We start from the raw sequence: 21584 nt of genomic DNA on the forward strand, positions 1-21584 counted from the left end.
GTGCTTGGACTATTCGTTCGCGGGGGGCGAGTGCTAGCGAGAAAAATCCGCCGTACTTGGCATGCGAACAGGAGAGGCGGCGCGCCGAAAGAGGGAGAAAGCATTCGGTGTTGCAGACGTGGCGGCTTACGATTAATTTCGCCGGAGAATATCACACATACAATCAGCGAGGCAGGCCCGCTTGCGCCTCAGTTGAAAGATTCCAAGGATCAGTTACTGAGACACGAAGAGCGAGGGCTCGTGCTCGTCGGGATCTTATCGCCTACCCACGCATGGGCTGGCAATTTTAGTAGGCTGCGCGCGTCGGTAGCAAGTGATTTGCGCTCGCGTCGACGCGTCTGGTGTTGGCGCAGACGCCGAAGCTGTGCATTTGGGCAAGCTGCCAAACGTTTGCGACCGATTGCATCGGTTTGGGACGTGGCAGAAACAGGCGTTTCATTCTGTGCGCGCAAGTCCCCAAAGAAAATCCAGCGGTATAACTATTGGTTGCCGATTTGCGACTGACTTTATTTTTTGATTGACTAAATTCGACATCTGTTATCGATCTATTTTTTTGCGTTGAAATTGTAGTGTCAATTGATCTTCTTGTCTGGTAAAGCGGACAGCCCTACAGCGGGCTGGTCGCAAAATCAGGCAACTTACCTCGCCTGCGGCCTTTGTGCGTTTCGCTGCGGCGCGAAGTTGATCGAGTCACTTTGCACGAAATCGCTAGCAGATTTCCATTTCGCTGGCTGCGGGTTACGGCGCGCGGACCCATCTCGGACTCAGCACACCTCATTTTCGCAACGAGATGTCTGCGTCGCTATTTATGCATCCTTGTAATTCCTGTATTCTTCCACGTCCTCGCAGCGTCAGCCCATTGCTGCAGGCCTAAGCGTGGATCTTCACGCGGAAGAGGCGAGGGCATTGCTCAGGTTCTGTTGTCAACTACAAGATTTGCGATTTCCTGCCTCCCGATGCGACGTTCCTTTCTCGCCTTGCAAGGCACAGCTTCCCCGTTTTTTTTGCGGTTGGAGTCCGAGTTGGCCAAGCGTGGCCATGAGGTTCGCCGCGTTAACTTCTGCGGCGGTGATTTTTTATTTACAGGCCACGAACGCGCATGGAACTACACGGGAGAGGTGACGGATCTCTCGTCCTGGTACGCGAACATACTGTCGAAAAACAGTTTTACGGATATTTTGCTGTTTGGTGACTGTCGTGCTGTTCATAGGCCAATTCATGCGATTGCGCCGCAGTACGGACTGCGGGTTCACGTTTTCGAGGAGGGCTACGTCCGGCCGCACTGGCTAACGCTGGAGCGTCACGGTGTCAACGGCCGTTCAATGCTCGCGCGCGACCCCGCTTGGTACTTGGAGCAGCGAAGAAGAACCCCCGCGAGCCCTGCCGGTAGAGCGACTGGATACAACCTCTATGAGCGCGCGTGGCACGACATTCGTTATCGTGCTGCAAATGCGATCTATTCTGCTCGGTTCCCACACTATAAAAGTCACCGGCCACATAACGGGTATACGGAATACAAGGCGCTCGCAATGCGCTTCATGTGCGAGCGTCAATATAATCGCGAGGCGACAGAGGCGATTTCGAAGTTGTTGCTCGGGAACCGGCCGTATTATCTTTTTCCACTACAGCTAAATTCGGACTCGCAAATTCAGGTTCATTCACCCTTCAGTGGCGTCTGTGAGGCCATAGATGGGGTCGTTCGGTCGTTCGCTATCCATGCGCCGCCGGATGCATTGCTCGTGATAAAGAATCATCCTCTTGACACCGGATTGATCAATTATCGACGCTTTTCGCATAAGCTCGCACGCGAACTCGGCATCGCCGATCGCCTGCGTTTCATCGACGCCGGCCACCTGCCGACGCTTCTCGACCACGCACGCGGCGCGGTCGTGGTCAACAGCACGGTCGGTTTGTCCGCTTTGCATCACCGGCGTCCGCTAATCGCCCTCGGCACGGCGATCTACAGCATGCCGGGTCTCACCTGGCAAGGCTCGCTGGACGACTTCTGGCTGCACGGCGAAGAGCCAGACATGCCTCTGTACCAGGCGTTCCTCGACTACGTCGTCCACCACACGCAGATCAACGGCGACTTCTATACCCGCACCGGTATCGCAATGGCAACCGCCGGCGCGGTACAGCGTCTCGAGGCGGCAGCACATGCCTAACGCCACCCCGCGCCACATCGTCATCACCGGCGCGAGCGCAGGCATCGGCCGCGCGCTCGCGCTCGCGTATGCCGCCCCCGGCGTGGTCCTCGGCCTCATCGGCCGCGACGAGAAAAGACTCAAAGATTCAGCCAGTGCCTGCCGCGCAAAAGGCGCAAAGGTAGAAACCGGCCAGATCGACGTCCGCGACTCCGCCGCCATGCAATCCTGGCTGCACCAATTCGACGACGCCCACCCCATCGACCTTCTGATCGCCAACGCCGGCGCGGCCAGCACGCTCGCGTCCGCGCAAGACTGGGAAGAACTCGAACGCACGGCTGCGATCGTCGACACAAACTTCTATGGCGCGATGCACGCGGTGCTTCCTGTCATCGCCCGCATGCGCTCGCGCCGCAGTGGCCAGATCGCACTGATCAGTTCGATTGCCGCATTGCGCGGCATGGCCATCTCGCCGGCTTACTGCGCGAGCAAAGCGGCCATCAAAGCCTACGGCGATTCAGTCCGTCCGATCCTGTCGCGCGACGGCGTTCGCATATCGATCGTCTTGCCTGGCTTCGTCAAGACCGCAATGAGCGACGTATTCCCCGGCGACAAGCCGTTCCTCTGGTCGGCGGACAAAGCTGCGCAGCACATCCAGCGCAAACTGAAAGCAGGGCGCGCCGAAATCGCCTTCCCCAGTCTGCTCGCTTTCGGCATGCGCCTTCTGACATTAATGCCTGCAGTATTGGCGGACGCGATTCTTGGCGGGCTGTCCTACCTGCCCCGCGAGGAGCGCTGAGTGGAAACGACACTCGCGCTCAGCTTCGCGGCCGCGGCCGGCCTCGCGCTTCTGCCTGAAGCGATTGCGGTGCCGCGCGCGTCGTTGCGCCGCTCGCCGATCGCCTATGCGTTGCATGTCGCCGCAATCGTTTTCGTCTGTCTGTGCCTGTTGCTCGTCACTGGGCGCGTTAGGTTTTCCGTATTTGTCGCAATCGCACTCGTCGCATTGCTTGCCGGTGTGAGCAACGCAAAATATGCCTCGCTGCGCGAGCCGTTTGTCTTCACCGATCTCAGCCTCTTCAGCCAGCTGTTCGCGCATCCGCGGTTATACCTACCGTTTCTCAGCGCAGGAACGGTTGCAGCGATCGTCGTTGGCATCGCAGGGGTGATCGGCGGTTTCATCGCGGACACGCCAATGGCCAGCAGGCCATTCGGCGCTATCGCCATCGCTGCCGCCGTCTGCCTCGCCACAGCCTATCTGCTCGCCGCACGCCTGCCGCTCACACTGAATCCTTCCGACGACCAAAAGCGTCACGGTTTCTTCGCCGTCTTCATCGCCTATCTATTGAACGGCATGAAGCCGGCCACGCCGCGCCGGTTGCACGACGCGCTGGCCACGGGGCCGTTTGCCAACGGCGCGCCGCAATCCACCCCTGACATGATCCTGATCCAGAGCGAATCGTTCTTCGACGCTCGGCGCCTCACTGAATCGATCGATCCGGCCATCCTGAATCACTTCGACACTGCGCGCCGTGAGTCCGTCCAGCACGGCGAACTGGCGGTCCCCGCCTGGGGCGCCAATACAATGCGCACTGAGTTCGCGGTGCTGACCGGCATCGATCAAACGCAACTCGGCTATGCGCGCTTCTATCCGTACGCGTTCGTGCGCCGGGCCTGCGTGTCGCTCGCTTCGTGGTTCAAGCAGGGCGGCTATCAGACCAAGGCGATTCACCCGTACTACGCGGATTTCTTCGGTCGCGAACGCGCCTTCAAACATCTCCAGATCGACCGCTTCCTCGACATCAAATCGTTCGCCGACGCTCAGCGCGCCGGTCCGTACATCGCCGATATGGCGGTAGCCGAGTCGATCATCCAGGCACTAGAAGAACCGCGCGACAAGCCCACCTTCATCTTCGCGATGACGATGGAAAACCACGGTCCCCTGCACCTTGAACCGGTACAGGCAGGCGAGGGTGCAGCCTTCCACACGCTCGGCGACGACGCGCGCTGGCGCGATCTGACAGCCTATCTGCGCCACCTCGCCAACGCCGACGCGATGCTCGGCCGCTTGCTTTCGGCCTTACGCGCACGGCGTCGCGATACGGTGCTGTGTTTTTACGGCGATCACGTACCCGCGCTACCGCACGTATTCCGCGAGCTCGGTTGCGAACCCGCTCGCAGCGACTACTTTATCTGGCGCAATTACGGCGACGCGCCCGCCACGAATGAAGCTTTGCGCGCCGAACAACTCGGCCTGGCCCTGATTCGGGCACTCGAATCGGGCCTGCCAAGCAGGGCACCAGCGCGCACGTTGCACCCAACAACAGAACGATGACCAAACAGATTGCAATTGTGGGGATGGCCTGCCGCTTCCCCGGCCATGTCGAGAGCCCTGACGATTTCTGGACACTGCTGCGCGACGAAAAAGACGCTGTCACGCAAATTCCGGCGGACCGTTTCGGCACGGAGTTCTATCAGCACCCGTCCAAGCGCGAAGCAGGCAAGAGCTACACGTTCTCAGCCGGCGTGCTCGACGACGTCGCCGGTTTCGACGCAGCCTTCTTCGGCATTTCGCCGCGCGAAGCGCAGCAGATGGATCCGCAGCAGCGCCTGTTGCTCGAACTCGCATGGGAAACCTTCGAGGATGCCGGCGTGCGTCCGCGCGACATGGAAGGCAGCAATTGCGCAGTCTATATTGGCGTGGCGAGCCCAGACTACGGCAATCGCTTCGTCGACGACCTGAACGCAGTCGATCCATACTCGGCGACGGGCAACACGCTCAGCATCGCGTCCAACCGCCTGTCCTATCTGTTCGACTTGCGCGGGCCGAGCGTATCGGTCGACACGGCGTGTTCGTCGTCGCTGGTCGCCTTGCATCAGGCTTGTCAGGCGCTGCAATCGGGTGATGCCGAGGTGGCGCTCGCCGGTGGCGTCAATCTGCTGCTGCATCCGTTCGGCTTCGTGACGTTCTCGAAGGCATCCATGCTGTCGCCTCGCGGACGCTGCCGCGCGTTCGACGCGACCGGCGACGGTTACGTGCGTTCGGAAGGCGGTGCGCTGGTGATGCTGAAGACGCTCGAGCGTGCACTGGCCGACGGCGACACCATCCACGCAGTGATCGCCGGCTCGGGCGTCAACTCGGACGGCTACTCGCAAGGCGGTATCAGCGTGCCGGGCGCGGCGACGCAAGCGGCATTGCTGCGCACGGTCTACGAACGCGCGGGCGTCGATCCGCGCTCGCTCGCTTATGTCGAGGCACACGGTACGGGCACGGCGGTCGGCGATCCGATCGAAGCACGCGCCTTGATGGACGTCGCGTCGGCGGGGCGGCCGGTCGATCAGCCCTTGTTGATCGGCTCGGTGAAGACCAACGTCGGCCACCTCGAAACGGCTTCGGGTATGGCCGGTTTGATGAAGGCGATTCTCTGCCTGAAGCACCGCGCGGTGCCGAAGACGCTGCATTTCGAAACGCCGAATCCGGCGATCGATTTCATCGGCGGCCGGTTGCGTGTCGTGGATCGTCTGACACCGCTCGACAGCGGTGCGGAACCACTGGTGATCGGCGTCAATTCGTTCGGGTTCGGCGGCACGAATGCACACATCGTTTTGCGGGAAGCACCGGTAGCAGGTGCGACCGCACGAGCCGAAAACGACGCAAGCGCACTGCCGCCGCTGATCCTCTCGACCCGCACTGCAGCCGCGCTGCCCGCGCTGGCCGCACGCTATCTGTCGATGCTCGACAACGGCACGCCGTGGGCGACGCTTGCATCGAACGCGGCGCATCGCCGCGAGTGGCTCAAGCATCGCGCAATCATCGCACCGTCAGCGCAAGAAGAAGCGCGCGCGGCGCTCGCCGCGCTAGCCGCGCCGACGCCGGACCACACAGAACCGGCACTTGTGCAGGGCGAAACCCCGAGCGACGATACGCGTCTCGCGCTGGTGTTCTCCGGCAACGGCTCGCAGTGGGCCGGCATGGGCAAGCAATTGCTCGAACAGGAGCCGGTGTTCCGTGCCGCGCTCGACGAACTCGACGCGCTGTGGCGCGCCGACGGCAGTGCCTCACTGGTCGAGGTGTTACGCGAAGGCGTCACCGCCACCACGCTGGAAGCAACCGAGCACGCGCAACCGCTGCTGTTCGCGATTCAGGTGGGCGTAGTGCGCGTCATCGAAGCGCGTGGCGTCGGCTATGACGTGTGCCTCGGCCACAGCGTCGGCGAAGTCGCCGCGGCGTGGGCGTCGGGCGCATTGACGCTTCAGCAGGCCGTCCACGTCATCAAGATTCGCAGCCGCGCTCAGGCAAGCACGCGCGGCACAGGCAGGATGGCTGCCGCCGGGCTCGGCGAAGCCGCCGTGCGTACGCTGATGACGCAACTCGGCGTGGACACCGCAGTGGAAATCGCGGGTGTCAACAGCCCGCAAGCGGTCACGCTGGCCGGCCCGCTTGGCGCATTGCAGGTGCTCGAAGCCGCGGTGAAGGAAAGCGGCCGCTTCTTCCAGATGCTGGAACTGGACTACGCGTTCCACAGCCGTCAGATGGATCCGATCGAGTCGAGCGTGTTGCAGGGCCTCGCGGATCTCGCGCCGAATGCTGCAACGTGTCGCTTCGTTTCGACGGTCACAGGCGCTGAACTAACGGGCACCGAGCTCGATGCGCACTACTGGTGGCGCAATATCCGCGAGCCGGTGCGTTTCGGCGATGCCGTCGCGCAGGTCGCCCAGACGGGCGTGCGCCTGTTCCTCGAAGTCGGCCCGCATTCGATTCTGCGCACCTATGTGACGCAGACGCTCGACGATGCCCACATCACCGGCCGCTCGCTGCCGACGCTCAAGCGCAACCACGACAGCGCACAGATGCTGCACCACGCAATCTACGCGATGCTCGCGAATGGCGCTTGCGTCGACGTCGAATGCTTCGCGCCGATCAGCGCACGCGTGGCGCTACCGTCCTATCCGTGGCAACACGAACGCCATTGGCTCGGCCCGACCGCCGAGGCCTACAACCTGGTCAATCGCCGCCGCGAACACCCGCTGCTCGGTTACCGTCTGCGCGAACATGCGCTCGCCTGGGAAAATCAGCTCGATCCGGCCGGCCTGCCGATGCTGGCCGATCACGTGGTCGATTGCGGCGTGGCGTTCCCCGGAGCGGGCTACGTCGAAATGGCGCTCGCCGCCGCGCGCGTGCATTTCGGCACGCAAAGCTGCGCCGTCGAGAACCTCGAAATCCGTCTGCCGGTGGTGTTCCAGCCGCAGCATTCGAAGCTGTTCCGCTTCACCGTCGACGTGCGTACCGCGAGTTTCACGATCGAAACGCGCGATCGTATGTCAGAAGAAGCGTGGTCGCTCAACGTTACCGGCCGCTTGCTGGCGAGCGGCTGCGCGCTAAGCACGGAAGGCGAGGCGAGCACACTGCCGGCCACCACGCTCACTGAGTTGTTCGCGCAACCCGCCATGTCCGGCACAACGTTGTACGCGAACACCACTGCGATCGGTTTGAGCTACGGCCCAGCATTCCAATGGGTGCGCACGGTACACGTCGACGCGAACGCCGACATCGCGCTTGCGGAACTGGAAGTCCCCGCCGTACTCGCGCAAACCGAAACCGAACCGAGCGCCTATGCGCTTCATCCGTCCTTGATGGACAGCGGTTTCCATCCGCTGTTCGCCTTGCTCGCTTCAGCGGATCAAGCTGAGATCGAACACGCGGCCTATGTGCCGGTGCAAATCGGACGTATCGACTATCTGCGCGGCGACGCGATTCGCTACGTAGTCGCCCGGATCGAACGGCGCAGTCCGCATTCGGTGGTGGCATCGTTCGAATTCGCCGACGCGCACGGCGCGATCGTCGCGCGGCTCGGCGCATGCCGTTTCCGCCGCGTCGATCTGATGGGGCGCCGTCAGCATGCGCCTGCACGTTACGCCTATATCGTCGAGGCCAAGCCGCTTGCCGCCGACCTCGACGCACGCATGTTGCCCGAGCCGGTCGCGTTGCTGGAAGATGCCGCCGCGGCATTGGCTGCTCAAGAAGATCAGCCGCGCAGACAGGCGCATCTGACTGAAATGCTGCCGCTGCTCGACGTGCTCGCAAGCGCCTACGCATTGAACGCGCTCGATGCGATGAACGTTTTTGCACAACCGTCGCTGCCGGACTGTGCGCATCCGGCACTGCTGGCGCGTCTTGTGCAGATCGTCGTCGAAGACGGTCTGGCGCAGCGCGACGGTACGCGTCTGGTGCGCGACGCTGCAGCCTGCGAAAACCTGCCGGGCATCGACGAACTCTGGCGCGACCTGCTTGCGCAGTCGCCCGCGCACGTGGCTGAACTAACACTGCTCGCGCATTGTGGCGCAGCGCTGCCTGCCGTGTTGCGCGGCGAAGTGAGCGGCGAGCAGATCCTGCCGCCGTCGCGCAGCAGTCTGGTCGAGCACTTCTTCGAAGCTTCGCCGACCTGGGCGCACGTCAATGCGTTGACCGGCGCCTGCCTGCATCGCGTGATCGAAGGGTGGAGCGAACCGCGCCGGTTGCGCGTGCTCGAACTCGATTCGCCGTCGAGCGACGTGCTTCAGCCGCTCGCGATTCACGTGCCGGTGTCGCGCTGCGACTACACGATTGCAGGCACGCACGAGCAGTTGAGCGGATTCGACGCGAGCGAGCATCCGTCGATCCGGATCGCGAATATCGAGTTCGGTGATATGCCGCGCCTGTCCGGCATCGATGCCGGCGAGCGTTACGACATCGTCGTGGCGAGCCACGTGCTGGCCGGGCAGACCGAGCCGCGTGCGCTGCTCGCCGCGCTGCGCGGCTGGCTTGCGCCGGGCGCGCTGGTCGTGATTGCGGAGCCGCGCAATAGCCGCTTCGCCGATATCGTGTTCGATCTCGACGCGGATGCCGCGCACGCCAACGCGCGCCGCGCGGCATGGCTATCGCCGGTCGCTTTGACGAAACACCTTGAAGAAGCGGGCTTCGAAAAGATCACACGGCACACGGAGCAGGGTCTGGATCTCGAAGGCGCACCGACGCTGATCGTCGCACGCGAGCCGCATATGAGCGCTTCTGTTGGCAATGGGATCGAAGCGCAGGCGCCGTCAGCGCATTGGTCCTTGCTGTACGCAGCGGAATCCGGCGTCGACGAGACCCTGGCTGCTGCCTTGCGGGCCGGCGGTCACACGACGTCGAGCAGCACGCTCAAGGCGTTGCGTCACGACATGAGCAAGCTGGCCGCGCCGGCAGGGCGTCCGCATCACGTCGTCTTCGTCGCGCCGGATCACGCTCTGTCCGCCGAGGCGGACGGCGCGGAGGTGATGCACGTCCAGCAGCAGACCACGCTCGCGCTGGCGCAACTCGTGCGAGATCTCGCCGCGGTTTCCGGCGTGATGCAGCCGCAATTGTGGATCGTGACGCGCGGCGGTGCGCCGGTCGCCACGCCGTTTGCCGATGCCGAGACGCTGCGTCCTGAGCAAGCGGCGATGTGGGGTCTCGGCCGTGTGCTGGCCAACGAGCATCCGGAACTGTCGTGCGGGTTGATCGACGTATCACCGGCGTGCCGCGATGCAGGCGCCGAATTGGCGCGTGAACTGCTCGCGTCCGACGGCGAAGAAGAAGTACTGCTTACCTCACACGGCCGCTACGTGCCGCGCATGCAGTCTGCGGCGAGCGCCGCGCTGCGCAGCGAATCGGCCGCCCCGGTACGTCCGCAGAACGAAGCAGCGGTGCTCGGTTTTGCATCGCCTGGCTCGTTGCGCAACCTCGAATGGTTCGCGCTGCCGCAACGCGAACTCGCAGCGGATGAAGTCGAAATCGAACCGGTTGCAACGGGCCTGAATTTCCGCGACGTAATGTACGCAATGGGTCTGCTGTCCGACGAAGCCGTCGAAAACGGCTTCGCCGGCGCGACGATCGGCATGGAACTGTCGGGGCGCGTCGCGCGCGTCGGCCGGGACGTGCGGCGTTTCGCGCCGGGTGACGCGGTACTCGGTTTCGCGCCGGCGTCCTTCGCGAGCCACGTGCGCACGAAGGCCGAGGCCATCGCCCACAAGCCGGAACGTCTCACTTTCGAAGAAGCGGCCACGGTGCCGACCACCTTCTTCACGGCGTACTACGCGCTGTGCGAGTTGGCGCGACTGCGCCGCGGCGAGCGCGTGCTGGTGCACGGTGCGGCCGGCGGGGTGGGGATCGCGGCGATCCAGCTTGCGCGCCATTTGGGTGCGGAGGTGTTTGCAACGGCGGGCAGCCGCGAGAAGCGCGAATTCGTGCGTCTGCTCGGCGCCGATCACGTATTCGATTCGCGTAGCCTTGCGTTTGCCGATGAAATCCGTGAGCGCACGCAAGGTGCGGGCGTCGATATCGTGCTCAATTCGCTTGCCGGTGAAGCGATGGTGCGCAGCATCGACACGCTGCGTCCGTTCGGTCGTTTCCTCGAACTCGGCAAGCGCGACTTCTACGAGAACAGCCGCATCGGCTTGCGGCCGTTCCGCAACAACATCAGCTATTTCGGCATCGATGCCGATCAGTTGATGAGCGCATTGCCGGACCTGACCGCGCGTCTGTTCGAAGAGGTCATGCAGCTGTTCGCGGGCGGCGTGCTGCATCCGCTGCCGTATCGTGCGTTCCCGGCCGAACGGGTCGAGGAAGCGTTCCGTCACATGCAGCAGGCGCGTCAGATCGGCAAGATCCTCGTGACGTATCCGGCAGGCACGCCGAGTCCGTCGCGCGCGACGGCCGTCGCTGAAGCGCTGCAACTCGATCCGGCAGCGGCGTATCTGATCGTCGGCGGCACGGGCGGGCTCGGTTTTGCCACCGCGCGCTGGATGATGTCGCGCGGCGCACGAAACCTGACGCTGGCGAGCCGTTCAGGCGCGCTCGCACCGGCGCTCGCCGCCGAGGCTGCGCGTTGGCGCCGAGAAAACGGCACGCAGGTACACACGGCAGCCTGCGACGTCACGGACGCAGCCGCGCTCGACGCACTGCTCTCCGAGATTGCCGCGCGCGGCACGCCGCTCAAGGGTGTGCTCCATTCGGCGATGGTGATCGACGACGGCCTCGTGCGTAATCTCGACGACGCACGTTTCGCCGCGGTGCTCGCACCGAAGCTGGCCGGCGCATGGAACCTGCACCGCGCCACGCGCGACGCGAAACTCGATTTCTTCGTGGTGTATTCATCGGCGACGACTTTCCTCGGCAATCCGGGGCAGTCGAGCTACGTGGCCGCCAATACCTTCCTTGAGGCGTTGGTTGGTCAACGTCGTGCGGCCGGTTTGCCGGGCACCTACATGGCATGGGGTCCGTTGGACGACGTCGGTTTCCTCGCGCGCAACGCAGAGACCCGCGAAGCGCTGCAGGCGCGCATTGGCGGCTTGTCGATTACATCGGCCGAAGCGCTCGCGGCGCTGGAGCGTGCGATCGTCGACATGAACGTCGGCGAAGCGGTGGTACGGCTCGACTGGCAGGCGCTTTCGCTCGGCATGCCGGCCGCGCGCGCGCGCCGCTACACGGAGCTGCATGCACGCGGCAGTCACGAACCGGCACGTCAGGGCGGCGCGCAGATGCGCGACCAGATTCTCGGCCTGCCGTTCGCGGATGCGTTGCGGCTGGTCGAAGAAACCTTGCAGGCGCAGATCGCACGCATTCTGCACATGTCGCCGGAAAAAATCGAAACCGGCCGCTCGATCCTCGATATGGGCATGGATTCGCTGATGGGCATGGAGCTTGGTATGGCTGTCGAAGAGAGCTTCCAGGTCAAGCTGTCGATCATGACGATGGCCGAAGGCGCAACGGTGCATTCGCTGGCGCAGCGGATCGTCGAATCGATTCAAACGCAGGACGAGGCGGCGGAGCCAAACGGTGTCGCGGCACAGGTGGCAGCGGTCGCCGCACAACATGCGCTCGATGTCGGCGCGCATGCGCTGGCCGATGTTGCCGTTGCGTTGTCGGGGCAACCGGACACGGCAACGCCTGTCTCGACACCCGCTGCAACGGAGCTCGTCTGATGAACGCACCTGCAGGCTGGAGTCGCCGTGAAGGGACGCTCGCGCGGCCGCTGGCGTTAAGCGGTCACGGGCTGCATACCGGACGGCGCGTAAACGTGCGGATTCTCCCGGCCGATGCCGATGGCCCACGTGGCATCGTCTTTCGCCGGAAGCAGGGCGCCGATGTGCTGGCCGAGCTCGCGGTGAGTCCGGCGTTGCGGCGCGGCCAGCCGCTTTGCACGATGCTCGAAAGCGCCAATGGCATCCGTGTGCGCACCGTCGAGCATCTGCTGGCGTCGTTGCTGACCTGCGAAATCGATCGCGCGACCGTCGAACTGGATGCCGAAGAAGTGCCGATTCTGGACGGCAGCGCGCAGCCGTGGATCGAGGCGATCCGGGCGTGCGGGCGGATCGAATTACCGCATGCCAAGCGCTTCATTCGCGTGCTGCGTCCGGTGAAGATTGCCGATGGCGAAGGCACGCGTGACGAACGCAGCATCTCGATCGAACCGTCGTCCGCGTATGAAATGGCCGTGCATAACGACCTGAAAGGGTTCGGCGCATTGCGCTGGGACGGTGCAGTAACGCCCGCGAGTTTTGCCGAAGAGATCGCACCGTCGCGTTCATATGGACGCGTCAAATGGGCGATCCCCGCGATTCTCGCCGGCTATGTGCGCGGCATGCCGATTCTGCGTGGCGCCCGTTTATCGTGCACGGCCGCAATCGTCGGCAACCGCGTGTTGGGCGGGATGCGTGTGCCCGATGAGTTCGTGCGGCACCGCGTGCTGGATCTGGTCGGCGACATGGCGATGGCCGGCGCGCCGTTGCTCGGCCGCGTCACCGCATTGCGGCCGAGTCATGAAATGAACTACCGGCTGGTTGCCGAACTGCTCGCCACGCGCGATGCGTGGGAATGGGCCGAATTTCCGGCTTGATATCGACATCAGGCCAGCACCTCACAGGGTTATCTGAACAGCATGGGATTGGGTGATCACCTCCGCCAGCAGCTCGCCGCGAAGGCGTTGATGCGGCAACTGGAACGCGTCTCCGAAGAGGCGCAGACGCCGGGCGCGCCGTTGCCCGCCGGTGGTACACGCGCGGCGCAAGACGCTTCGCGCGCTGCGCTGTGCAGCTTCGAGACCATGCCGGGTTATCAGCAGGTCGAAATATTGCGGCAAATGGGCGAGAAGCTGCAGGTGCAGTCGCCGTTTTTTCGCGTGCACGAAGGGATTGCCGGCGCGACCACGCAGATCGGCGGCGCGCAGTATCTGAACTACGCGAACTACAACTATCTCGGTCTTGCCGGCGATCCGCTCGTGTCCGCGCGCGCGAAAGAGGCGATCGATCGCTATGGCACATCGGCATCGGCGAGCCGGATGGTGGCGGGTGAGCGGCCCGTGCAGCGTGAGCTAGAAGCGGCGCTCGCCTCGTTGTACGAGGTGGATGATTGCGTCGTGTTCGTGAGCGGCCATGCCACCAACGTGACGGTGATCGGCTCACTGTTCGGTCCCGGCGATCTGATCGTGCATGATTCGCTCGCGCACAACAGTATCGTGCAAGGCGCGCAACTGAGCGGCGCGAAACGGCTGAGCTTTCCGCACAACGACTGGCAGGCGCTTGACGCGCTGCTCGCACGCGTGAGGCACGATTACCGGCGTGTATTGATCGCGATCGAAGGCCTGTACAGCATGGACGGGGATATTCCCGATCTGGCGCAATTCGTCGACATCAAGCGCCGGCATGCCGCGTTTCTGATGGTTGACGAGGCGCACTCGCTCGGCGTGCTGGGCGAGCAGGGCAAGGGCGTTCGCGAGCATTGCGGCGTGGCGAGCGGCGACGTCGATATCTGGATGGGTACGCTCAGTAAAACACTGGCGGGATGCGGCGGGTTTATCGCCGGCTCGCAGGCACTGATTGATATCTTGCGGCATCTCGCGCCCGGTTTTCTGTATAGCGTCGGCCTCGCGCCTGCACTGGCGGCGGCATCGCTGGCGGCGCTCGAACGGCTGATTGCCGAACCGAAACGGGTGGCGCTGCTGCGCGCGCGTGGCAAACAGTTTCTCGACGAAGCGCGCGCCGCCGGTCTCGATACGGGTAAAAGCGCGGGTTATGCGGTCGTGCCGATCATTACCGGCAGCACCTTGAAGGCCGCGCAGTGGGCCAACGCGATGTTTGCGGAAGGCATCAACGTGCAGCCGATTTTCTATCCCGCCGTCGAAGAGAAGGCGGCGCGTTTGCGGTTTTTTATCTGTTCGACGCATGAGCCGGAACAGATCAGCCGAACCATTGCGGCGCTCAAGCGCCTGCCTCGTTAAAGAGAGACGCTCGCCATGTACGCCGTTCAATCAGAGCGCGCTCGCGCGTCGCATCAGGCCCGGGAAGCGGGCGCTTTGCAGTTCCGCCCCGCGCGGGCAGAGGATGCTGAGGCGTGTGCGCCGTTGATCTTCGCCTCTGGGGTACGTGAGTTCGGGTTCTTTCTCGGTGAACCCGACGACCGGTGTATCGAGTTTCTGGCATTCGCGTTCACGTCGAAACACGGCCGTTTCTCCTATCGGCGCCACCGCGTCGCGGTGACGGGCGACGATAAGGTAGTAGCGGTGCTTGCCACGCATGACGGCCGGAACATCTGGCTTGACGATCCTCATGTCGCCCTGATCCTGCTGGTGTTTTTTGGCGTGCGCCGCACGGTGGGTATGCTATTGCGTGGGCTGGTGCTGGAGAGTGAATTGCCGGCGCCGAAGTCGTCGCAGACGCTGATTGCGCATTGCGCGACGGATGAACAGATGCGGGGTACGGGCGTGTTCAGCGCGTTATTTGCCGACTTATTGCGCGCGGGCCCGATGCAGGACGAACCCGATCGGCAGGTCGTATTGGACGTACTGGTCAGCAATCGGCGTGCGTACGATTTGTATCAACGCCTGGGCTTTGTCGAACTGCCACGCCGCGCGCCGATCTCGCGCCGCTTGCCGCATGAACTAGAATCGGTACGAATGCAGCTTATGCGCCGGGCTTGAATTGGGTGCGGGGAGTCGGGGCGTGCAAATTCAAACAACATCTAGAGAGAAAAAGACCATGCATATTCATCCAGTGATTCTTTGCGGCGGGAGCGGCACGCGCCTGTGGCCGATATCGCGCGTCGGGTATCCGAAGCAATATCTCAAGGTGACGGGCGAAAATACGCTGGTTCAGCAAACCGCACTGCGCCTGCGCGGGATCGCCGACATCGCTTCGCCGATCGTCGTCACAAATAATGAACAGCGCTTTCTGGTGGCCGAGCAGTTGCGCCAGGTCGATGTCCTGTCGTCGGCGATCGTACTCGAACCGGCCAGCCGCAACACGGCGCCGGCTATCGCGGTGGCGGCGTTGCTGGCCCTGCGCGAAAGTCCGGACGCGTTGCTGCTCGTTCTGCCGTCCGATCACGTGATTAAAGGCGAAGCGGCTTTCGTCAACGCGGCCGAAGCCGCCGCGCAGATTGCTAAAGACGGCTATCTGGTCACTTTCGGCATTACGCCAACCGAACCGCACACCGGCTATGGCTACATCCGTTCGGGGGCGAGCCTTGTTGAAGGCGAGCCGACCTTTGCGGTCGATTCCTTCGTCGAGAAGCCGGACGCAGCGACAGCGCAGCGTTTTCTCGAGGATGGCAGCTACTACTGGAATAGCGGCATGTTCATGCTGAAAGCTTCCACCTACATGGAGGAGCTGCATCGCTACGAGCCTGAAATTGCGAAGCAGGCGGAGCTTTCGCTGGAAGGTGCGCAACGCGACAACGATTTCATCCGTCTCGAAGCACAAAGCTTCTCGGCCTGTCCGAACATCTCGGTCGACCATGCCGTCATGGAAAAAACGAAGCGCGCCGCCGTGGTCGCGGTCGCGGATCTCGGCTGGAACGACATCGGCTCGTGGACGGCGCTTGCTGACATTGCGGAGTGCGATGCGCAGGGCAATGCGCTGATCGGCGACGTGCTGACGGATGCCGTGACCAATTCGTACATCCGCGCAGAACACCGGTTGGTGGCCGCGATCGGCCTGGAGAACGTCGTGATCGTCGAGACCGCTGATGCTGTGCTCGTGGCGCATCGCGACCAGGCGCAGGACGTCAAAAAGATCGTTGCGCAGTTGAATGCCATGGGACGTCACGAGTCGGTCACGCACCGTCGCGTGGTGCGGCCGTGGGGGTCATACGAAGGCATCGATAGCGGCGACCGCTTCCAGGTCAAGCGCATCGTCGTCAGCCCTGGCGCGCAACTGAGCTTGCAGATGCACCATCATCGTGCGGAGCATTGGATCGTCGTCAAGGGCACCGCGCTCGTCACCAACGGCGATAAAGAGATCATCCTGACCGAAAATCAATCGACGTACATTCCGCTTGGGGTTACGCACCGGTTGCTGAATCCGGGCAAGATTCCGCTAGAGTTGATCGAAGTGCAGTCCGGCGCCTATCTCGGCGAGGACGATATCGTACGCTTCGAAGATACTTATGGACGTGTAGCGAAGGTTTAACAGGCATCACGACTGTTCGCAGTGCACGCGGCGGCGACGTAGTTGCCGTGCACCGATTTGAACGTCGGTCGGTGTGTGAAACAAGGGGCAATGAAGATAGACGAGCCGCCATGCTGGCCCGTCTATTTGCACGCCGTTTCTCGCGCTGCTTAAAGCGGCACTACCACCGGTTCGGAGTGCGAAGGCGGCTTGCCGTATGGCGAATAGACCGGCCCACAACCCCAATGAATCGGTGGACACTCCCAGCCGCGCGAAATGACAACTGGCGGCATCATCCCGCCGGGGCAAGCAGGAGGTGCTTCTCGGGTGAGGCAGGCGATGCCGCCGCGTACGGATTGCGAAGCCACGCGGTCGAGTTCGTCGACGCGGGGCAGGTCTTTGAGGACTAGCGCTTTCATGGTGGATCTCCGACAAGGTTGGATTGACAGTGAGCCCGGGTATCGCCGCGCTCATGTGTTCCAATTGCACACACCATGCCATGCGCCGCAAAGCCGTATGCCGTCCACATCCGCTGATCTGGCGGGCGCAAGGTGGCTGAGATAGACCGACTTGCCGACGCCAGGATGTCGGTGCGCTGCCAACAGTTACGGTCGTTGTAGCGAACCAAACTAACCGCCTCGCGGCGGGATATCGCGTACCTATCGATCCTGCGTTCGAGTAACGGCGCGTGCCCTCAACCCTGCACGCCACGCCATCCGGCGAGCAGGGCGGGCAATTCGGCCATGTCCCGAAAGACGTGAGCCGCGCCCGCGCCATGCAAGGCAGTCGCGCTGCTGTGGCTCAGTTCTTTCGGACAATAGCCGAACACAGTGGCACCGGCGGCCACGCCTGCCGTCACGCCCGTAACGGTATCGTCAACCACAGCGCAACGTTGCGGTTCCGCGCCCACCCCCGCGGCTGCGGCGAGGTAGACATCGGGATAGGGCTTGTTGCGTGGTGTTTCGTGGCCGCTGAAGATGCGCCCTTCGAAACAGTCGAGAATACCGGCCTTCACCAGTTGCAATTCCACCTTGATGCGATCGGCGCCCGACGCGACAGCGATGCGCCCTTCGAGTGTCGCGTAAAGCGCGCGCACTGCTGACGCCGCGCCATCAATCGCCACCAGTTCCCGGTCGAGCGCCTCATTGCGGCGCGCGCGAAACCGCATCAGCCAGTCCGGCGTAATCGCGAAGCCGGTGCGCGCTTCGATGAGTGCCGCTTCATCCCTGACGGCCTTGCCGACGAAAATTTGCATCGTCTCTTCGACGCTCAAATGCCAGCCCAACTCGCCGAGCATCTCGGTGAGCACGCGGTTGGTAATGGGTTCGGAGTCGACGAGCACGCCGTCGCAGTCAAAGAGTACGGCGTCGAAAGGGAAATCGGCCATTGGGCAGGGTACGGATAGAGGTCGCGGAACCGGCAAGGATACCTCACCGGCTCGCGCGACGGCGCGCAAAGGCTATGTGACCGCCCCTGTGGAAGGTCAGGACCCTGCGGCCTTGTACCCGTCACTCAGCGTTTTCATAAACGCAATGATGTCCTGAATATCCTGATCCGTCATGGCCGGCTGATCGCCGAACTTGCGATCGAACGGCGCATCGGCAACGTCGACATTGGCGTGATACTGAGCCGGCAGATCGTTGTACTTCTGTACCTTCCCGGACGCATCGCGCGGATAGATCTTCTCAGGCGCCGTATTGCGCAGGTTGTAGAAGTCCATAACGTGCTTGAGGTCGTGATAGACACCGTTATGGAAGAACACCTTGCGCTCGGCAACATTGCGCAGGGTCGGCGTCAGGAACATCCCGCAGTACTGCGTCTCCTTCTTCATGTCATCGCGGAACGGCCCGCACACGCCCATATCGAAGAACTTAGGATCCTTATTGGCCGGAATAGCCGGATTGCGCGGCACCCCAAGCGCCTCGTACTGCGTATCGGTAAACACCGGCGGCAAGCCATCCTTGCTAGGCTGACTCAAATGGCAACCCGCACAGTTAGCCTTGTCCTTATCGTTGAACAATTGCAAGCCATGCAATTCAGCATGCGTGAGCCGCGCTTTACCTTCGAGCCAGTAATCGTACTTGCTGGTAAAGGCATGAAACGACTGATCCTCGATCTGATACCGTCCCACTGCGAACATGGCTTCCGAAATCAGCAGGCTCGGATTGTTGATGATCGCCGGCCCGAAGATCTGTTTGAACTGATCCAGATACTTCGTTTGCAGCAGCTTGTGCGCGACATCTGCTTCCGTCGCATTGCCCATCTCCACCGGATTCATCAGCGGACCGATCGCCTGGATTTGCAGCGTATCGGCGCGGCCGTCCCAGAACAGTCCGCCTTGCGGCACCATCGCCGGGGCGGCAGGCGCGGCGAGCGCCGTCTTCTGCGCGCGCTGCACGCCGGCCGCTTGTGACGCCAGTTGCGTCATATCCACAGGCACATCGGTATCGCCCTGATCCGGCCCAATGCTAAACGGCGCCTGGCGGTACAGATACGTCAGCGACGGCGGCGGCCGGTAGCCGGCCTGATTCATATGCGCACCCCCGAGTTGAACCGGGAACGCGTTGTCCGGTGCATACGAATGCTGTGCCGAGTGGCACGACGCACACGACTGCGTACCTGACGCCGATAGCGTCTGGTCGAAGAAAATCTGTTTGCCCAGCAGCGCAACCGCGCTCAGCGGCGCGTCTTGCGGACGCATCAAATGAACCGGATGAGGATTCGCGCCGGTGATTTCTTCGACGATCGAGCCGACTGCGGGCGGCATCCGTTCCGGGTAGACGAGCGCGTACGCGCAAACCACGACGAGCGCGAGCACGACGCCGGCGGCGCTCCACGCAAGCAGCCCGAGCCACGAGCGACGGGTAATGACGGGGCCCGGCTCACCGCCGGCAGGCAGATGCGAGGGCAGGACGGCGTCTGAAGGATGATTCATGGCGGTGGTGACAAGTAATTCGATCGGGTGCGATCAAAAAAGCAAATCGAGCCAGCACGTTTGCACTGGCTCGACGCCCAACTACAGCTTGATGTATTTCATGCTCTTTCCAGCGCCGCGCTTCGTGTCGTCATGCACGAACAGTGCTCGTGCATGACGTGAAGGCAGGCGCACCAGAAGGGCAGTCGGCACGCGTGCCGCTCAGCTGGCCGGCGGCGCCGACAACTTCGTACCCAGGTTCTCATCCAGATACACCGTCGGATTGTTGCCCGAGCCCGAGAAGTTGAACATGTTCATGATGCTGCCCGCCGTTGCATCGAACGAACCTTTGCCAAGGCGTTGACCGCCGAGCCAGTTGTCCTCGATGAACTTGACCACGGAGGCTTGCGTGATCGGCGTATCGTCGACGAAGTTGACCTTCGCCCACGGCGACACCACGATAAACGGCGTGCGCGTACCCGGGCCGCAACGGCCGTTCACTGCGCCGCCATTCACGCCCTGCGGTTGAACCGCGCCCGTTGCCGTGCACTGACCCGCGGCGCTCAGGTTGTCGCTGCCGGCCACCGTCTTGCCGCCCGCTGATTGCGCCGTGGTCGAATCGAACGACGAGCTCGTCGGCGCCTTGTAGCGGTGGTCGTACCAACCGTCCGAATCGTCGTAGGCGATGATCACGGCGGTGTTCTTCCAGTCAGGCTGTTGCTGCAGGAAGTTGATCACCTTCGTGACGAAAGCCTGCTCGTCGATCGGGTCCGAGTTACCCGGGTGACCGTCGCTGACTGCCGGCGCCTTCAGGAAGCTCACCGACGGGTAGTTGCCTGCCTTCACCGCAGCGAAGAAGTCGTCGGTGTCGTACTGGTGGTGAACCGGCGTTGCCGTGTTGTCGAGCGGATCGGTCATGCCGATCACTGCCGCCGACGACGGACGCGTGTGCGCGAGGTTGGCCGTGGTCGGGTAGTACTGGAACCATGCGTGATGCTGCACGTAGTCGGCCTTGGTCGCGTTCAGCACTTGCGAGAACGTCGAGCGTGCGCAACCGGTCGTGCCGTTGGCATTGGTGGTCGTCAGATTGAAGCCGCCCATGAAGCCGCCCCACGTCAGACCCTTCGCGTTGAGCAGGTCGCCGATGTTCTTGTTGTTCGACGACATCGCGCCCGTCACCGTGCTGCCTGCCGCGATCGTGCAGACGTCACCGGTCGGGTCCAGGTCGCCGATCATCGTGAAGCCGCCAGTCGAATCCGGAATCGCGTTGGCCGAGGTTCCGCCCGTCACCACGACACCGTTGTTCTGGCCCGAGATGACTTCGAGTGCGCCAGGCGTCGACGGACCGTACGTGTCCGTGTACGCGTTCTGGTTCATCGCGAAGTTCTGCGCGTAGTTCCACATTGCAGTGACCGTGTTGCCGTCGAAGTAACCGAGCACCTGGCCCTTCGTGGCGAACGCGCCGGTGCTGCCGGCAATCGTCGAACCTGCTGCGGTGAACAGCGGGAACGAGTCCATCGCGCCGTTGTTATAGGCGAGCTGTTCCGCGGCATAGGCGTGGTTCTGGCTCGACGTATTGGCTTGCGAACGATCGAGACGGAACGGCAGCAGATCGGCAGCCGGTAGGCCGAGGCCCGCGATCGTCACAGCGCCGACCGTGCGGCCTGCCGTGTTCGGCGAGGTCGACAGCGCGTTCGGGTTCGCGGTGATCAGGTTGTTGCTGCTGAGGTTGTTGACCGCCGGCGTGCCTGCGGCCGCCGTGAACTGCGGCTCGCCGACCGGGTTATTGGCTTGCGGGTAGGTCGCGAAGTAGTGGTCGAACGAGACGTTCTCGCCGAAGATCACCACCACGTGTTTGATCGGCGTGGTTGTCGTGACGGCATCCTGCGCCGACACCGTTGCTACCGGCGTCGATGCAGCAACCGGCGCAGACGCCGGCGTGTTCACGTTATTGCTGCCGCATGCTGCGAGCGCAAGCATCGCGGCAAACGGGATGGGTAAGAGGGTTCTACGGAACATGTGACTGGCTCCAGATTCGACTTCGCCGTTCAGCGTTTCCAGTGATGCACGTGTGGAGGTTCGCT

The 21584-nt window shown here is 62.9% G+C and carries 12 protein-coding genes; 8 read left to right on the plus strand and 4 right to left on the minus strand.

What is annotated here, in order from left to right; genetic code table 11:
• Window positions 1-956: 956 nt before the first annotated feature.
• Genes HHL24_RS29000 through HHL24_RS29035 form a run of 8 tightly spaced genes read left to right on the plus strand, consistent with a single transcriptional unit; the run spans window position 957 to window position 16607 of the window.
• A complete protein-coding gene (locus HHL24_RS29000) occupies window positions 957-2165 on the plus strand; it encodes a capsule biosynthesis protein (RefSeq protein WP_169488778.1) in 1209 nt (402 codons plus the stop codon).
• Entirely contained in the window at window positions 2158-2943 is a 786-nt protein-coding gene (locus HHL24_RS29005) for an SDR family NAD(P)-dependent oxidoreductase (RefSeq protein ID WP_169488779.1), read from the plus strand. Before HHL24_RS29000 ends, HHL24_RS29005 begins: the two co-directional genes overlap by 8 nt.
• A complete protein-coding gene (locus tag HHL24_RS29010) occupies window positions 2944-4479 on the plus strand; it encodes an LTA synthase family protein (RefSeq protein WP_169488780.1) in 1536 nt (511 codons plus the stop codon).
• On the plus strand, window positions 4476-12125 hold the full coding sequence (locus HHL24_RS29015; protein ID WP_169488781.1) for a type I polyketide synthase: 7650 nt from the start codon (window positions 4476-4478) through the stop codon (window positions 12123-12125). The genes HHL24_RS29010 and HHL24_RS29015 overlap by 4 nt, the downstream gene beginning before the upstream one ends.
• Window positions 12125-13039 (plus strand): UDP-3-O-acyl N-acetylglycosamine deacetylase, encoded by a 915-nt coding sequence (locus HHL24_RS29020; RefSeq protein ID WP_169488782.1) that lies wholly within the window; start codon window positions 12125-12127, stop codon window positions 13037-13039. Before HHL24_RS29015 ends, HHL24_RS29020 begins: the two co-directional genes overlap by 1 nt.
• Window positions 13040-13081: 42 nt before the next feature.
• The gene (locus HHL24_RS29025) at window positions 13082-14419 is read left to right on the plus strand and encodes an aminotransferase class I/II-fold pyridoxal phosphate-dependent enzyme (RefSeq protein ID WP_169488783.1); all 1338 of its coding nucleotides are present in this window, start codon (window positions 13082-13084) and stop codon (window positions 14417-14419) included.
• A 15-nt stretch (window positions 14420-14434) separates the two neighbouring features.
• The gene (locus tag HHL24_RS29030; RefSeq protein WP_169488784.1) at window positions 14435-15118 is read left to right on the plus strand and encodes a GNAT family N-acetyltransferase; all 684 of its coding nucleotides are present in this window, start codon (window positions 14435-14437) and stop codon (window positions 15116-15118) included.
• Between the two features lie 58 nt (window positions 15119-15176).
• Window positions 15177-16607 (plus strand): mannose-1-phosphate guanylyltransferase/mannose-6-phosphate isomerase, encoded by a 1431-nt coding sequence (locus tag HHL24_RS29035; RefSeq protein WP_169488856.1) that lies wholly within the window; start codon window positions 15177-15179, stop codon window positions 16605-16607.
• A 149-nt stretch (window positions 16608-16756) separates the two neighbouring features.
• On the opposite strand, the gene HHL24_RS29040 is transcribed toward HHL24_RS29035, so the two are convergent.
• The 4 genes from HHL24_RS29040 to HHL24_RS29055 all read right to left on the minus strand — a co-directional run bounded on the left by HHL24_RS29040 (window position 16757) and on the right by HHL24_RS29055 (window position 21519).
• Entirely contained in the window at window positions 16757-17005 is a 249-nt protein-coding gene (locus HHL24_RS29040) for a hypothetical protein (protein ID WP_169488785.1), read from the minus strand.
• 275 nt (window positions 17006-17280) lie between these two features.
• Complete coding sequence (locus HHL24_RS29045; protein ID WP_169488786.1) at window positions 17281-17973, minus strand: HAD family hydrolase; 693 nt, start codon at window positions 17971-17973, stop codon at window positions 17281-17283.
• A gap of 96 nt (window positions 17974-18069) precedes the next feature.
• Window positions 18070-19521: a cytochrome-c peroxidase gene (locus tag HHL24_RS29050; protein ID WP_169488787.1), complete on the minus strand. Its 1452-nt coding sequence runs from the start codon at window positions 19519-19521 to the stop codon at window positions 18070-18072.
• Window positions 19522-19722: 201 nt separating this feature from the next.
• Window positions 19723-21519, minus strand: a complete 1797-nt coding sequence (locus tag HHL24_RS29055) for a phospholipase C (RefSeq protein WP_169488788.1) — start codon at window positions 21517-21519, stop codon at window positions 19723-19725.
• Window positions 21520-21584 lie beyond the last annotated feature (65 nt).

The organism is Paraburkholderia polaris, from assembly GCF_012927345.1.
Taxonomy (GTDB): domain Bacteria; phylum Pseudomonadota; class Gammaproteobacteria; order Burkholderiales; family Burkholderiaceae; genus Paraburkholderia; species Paraburkholderia polaris.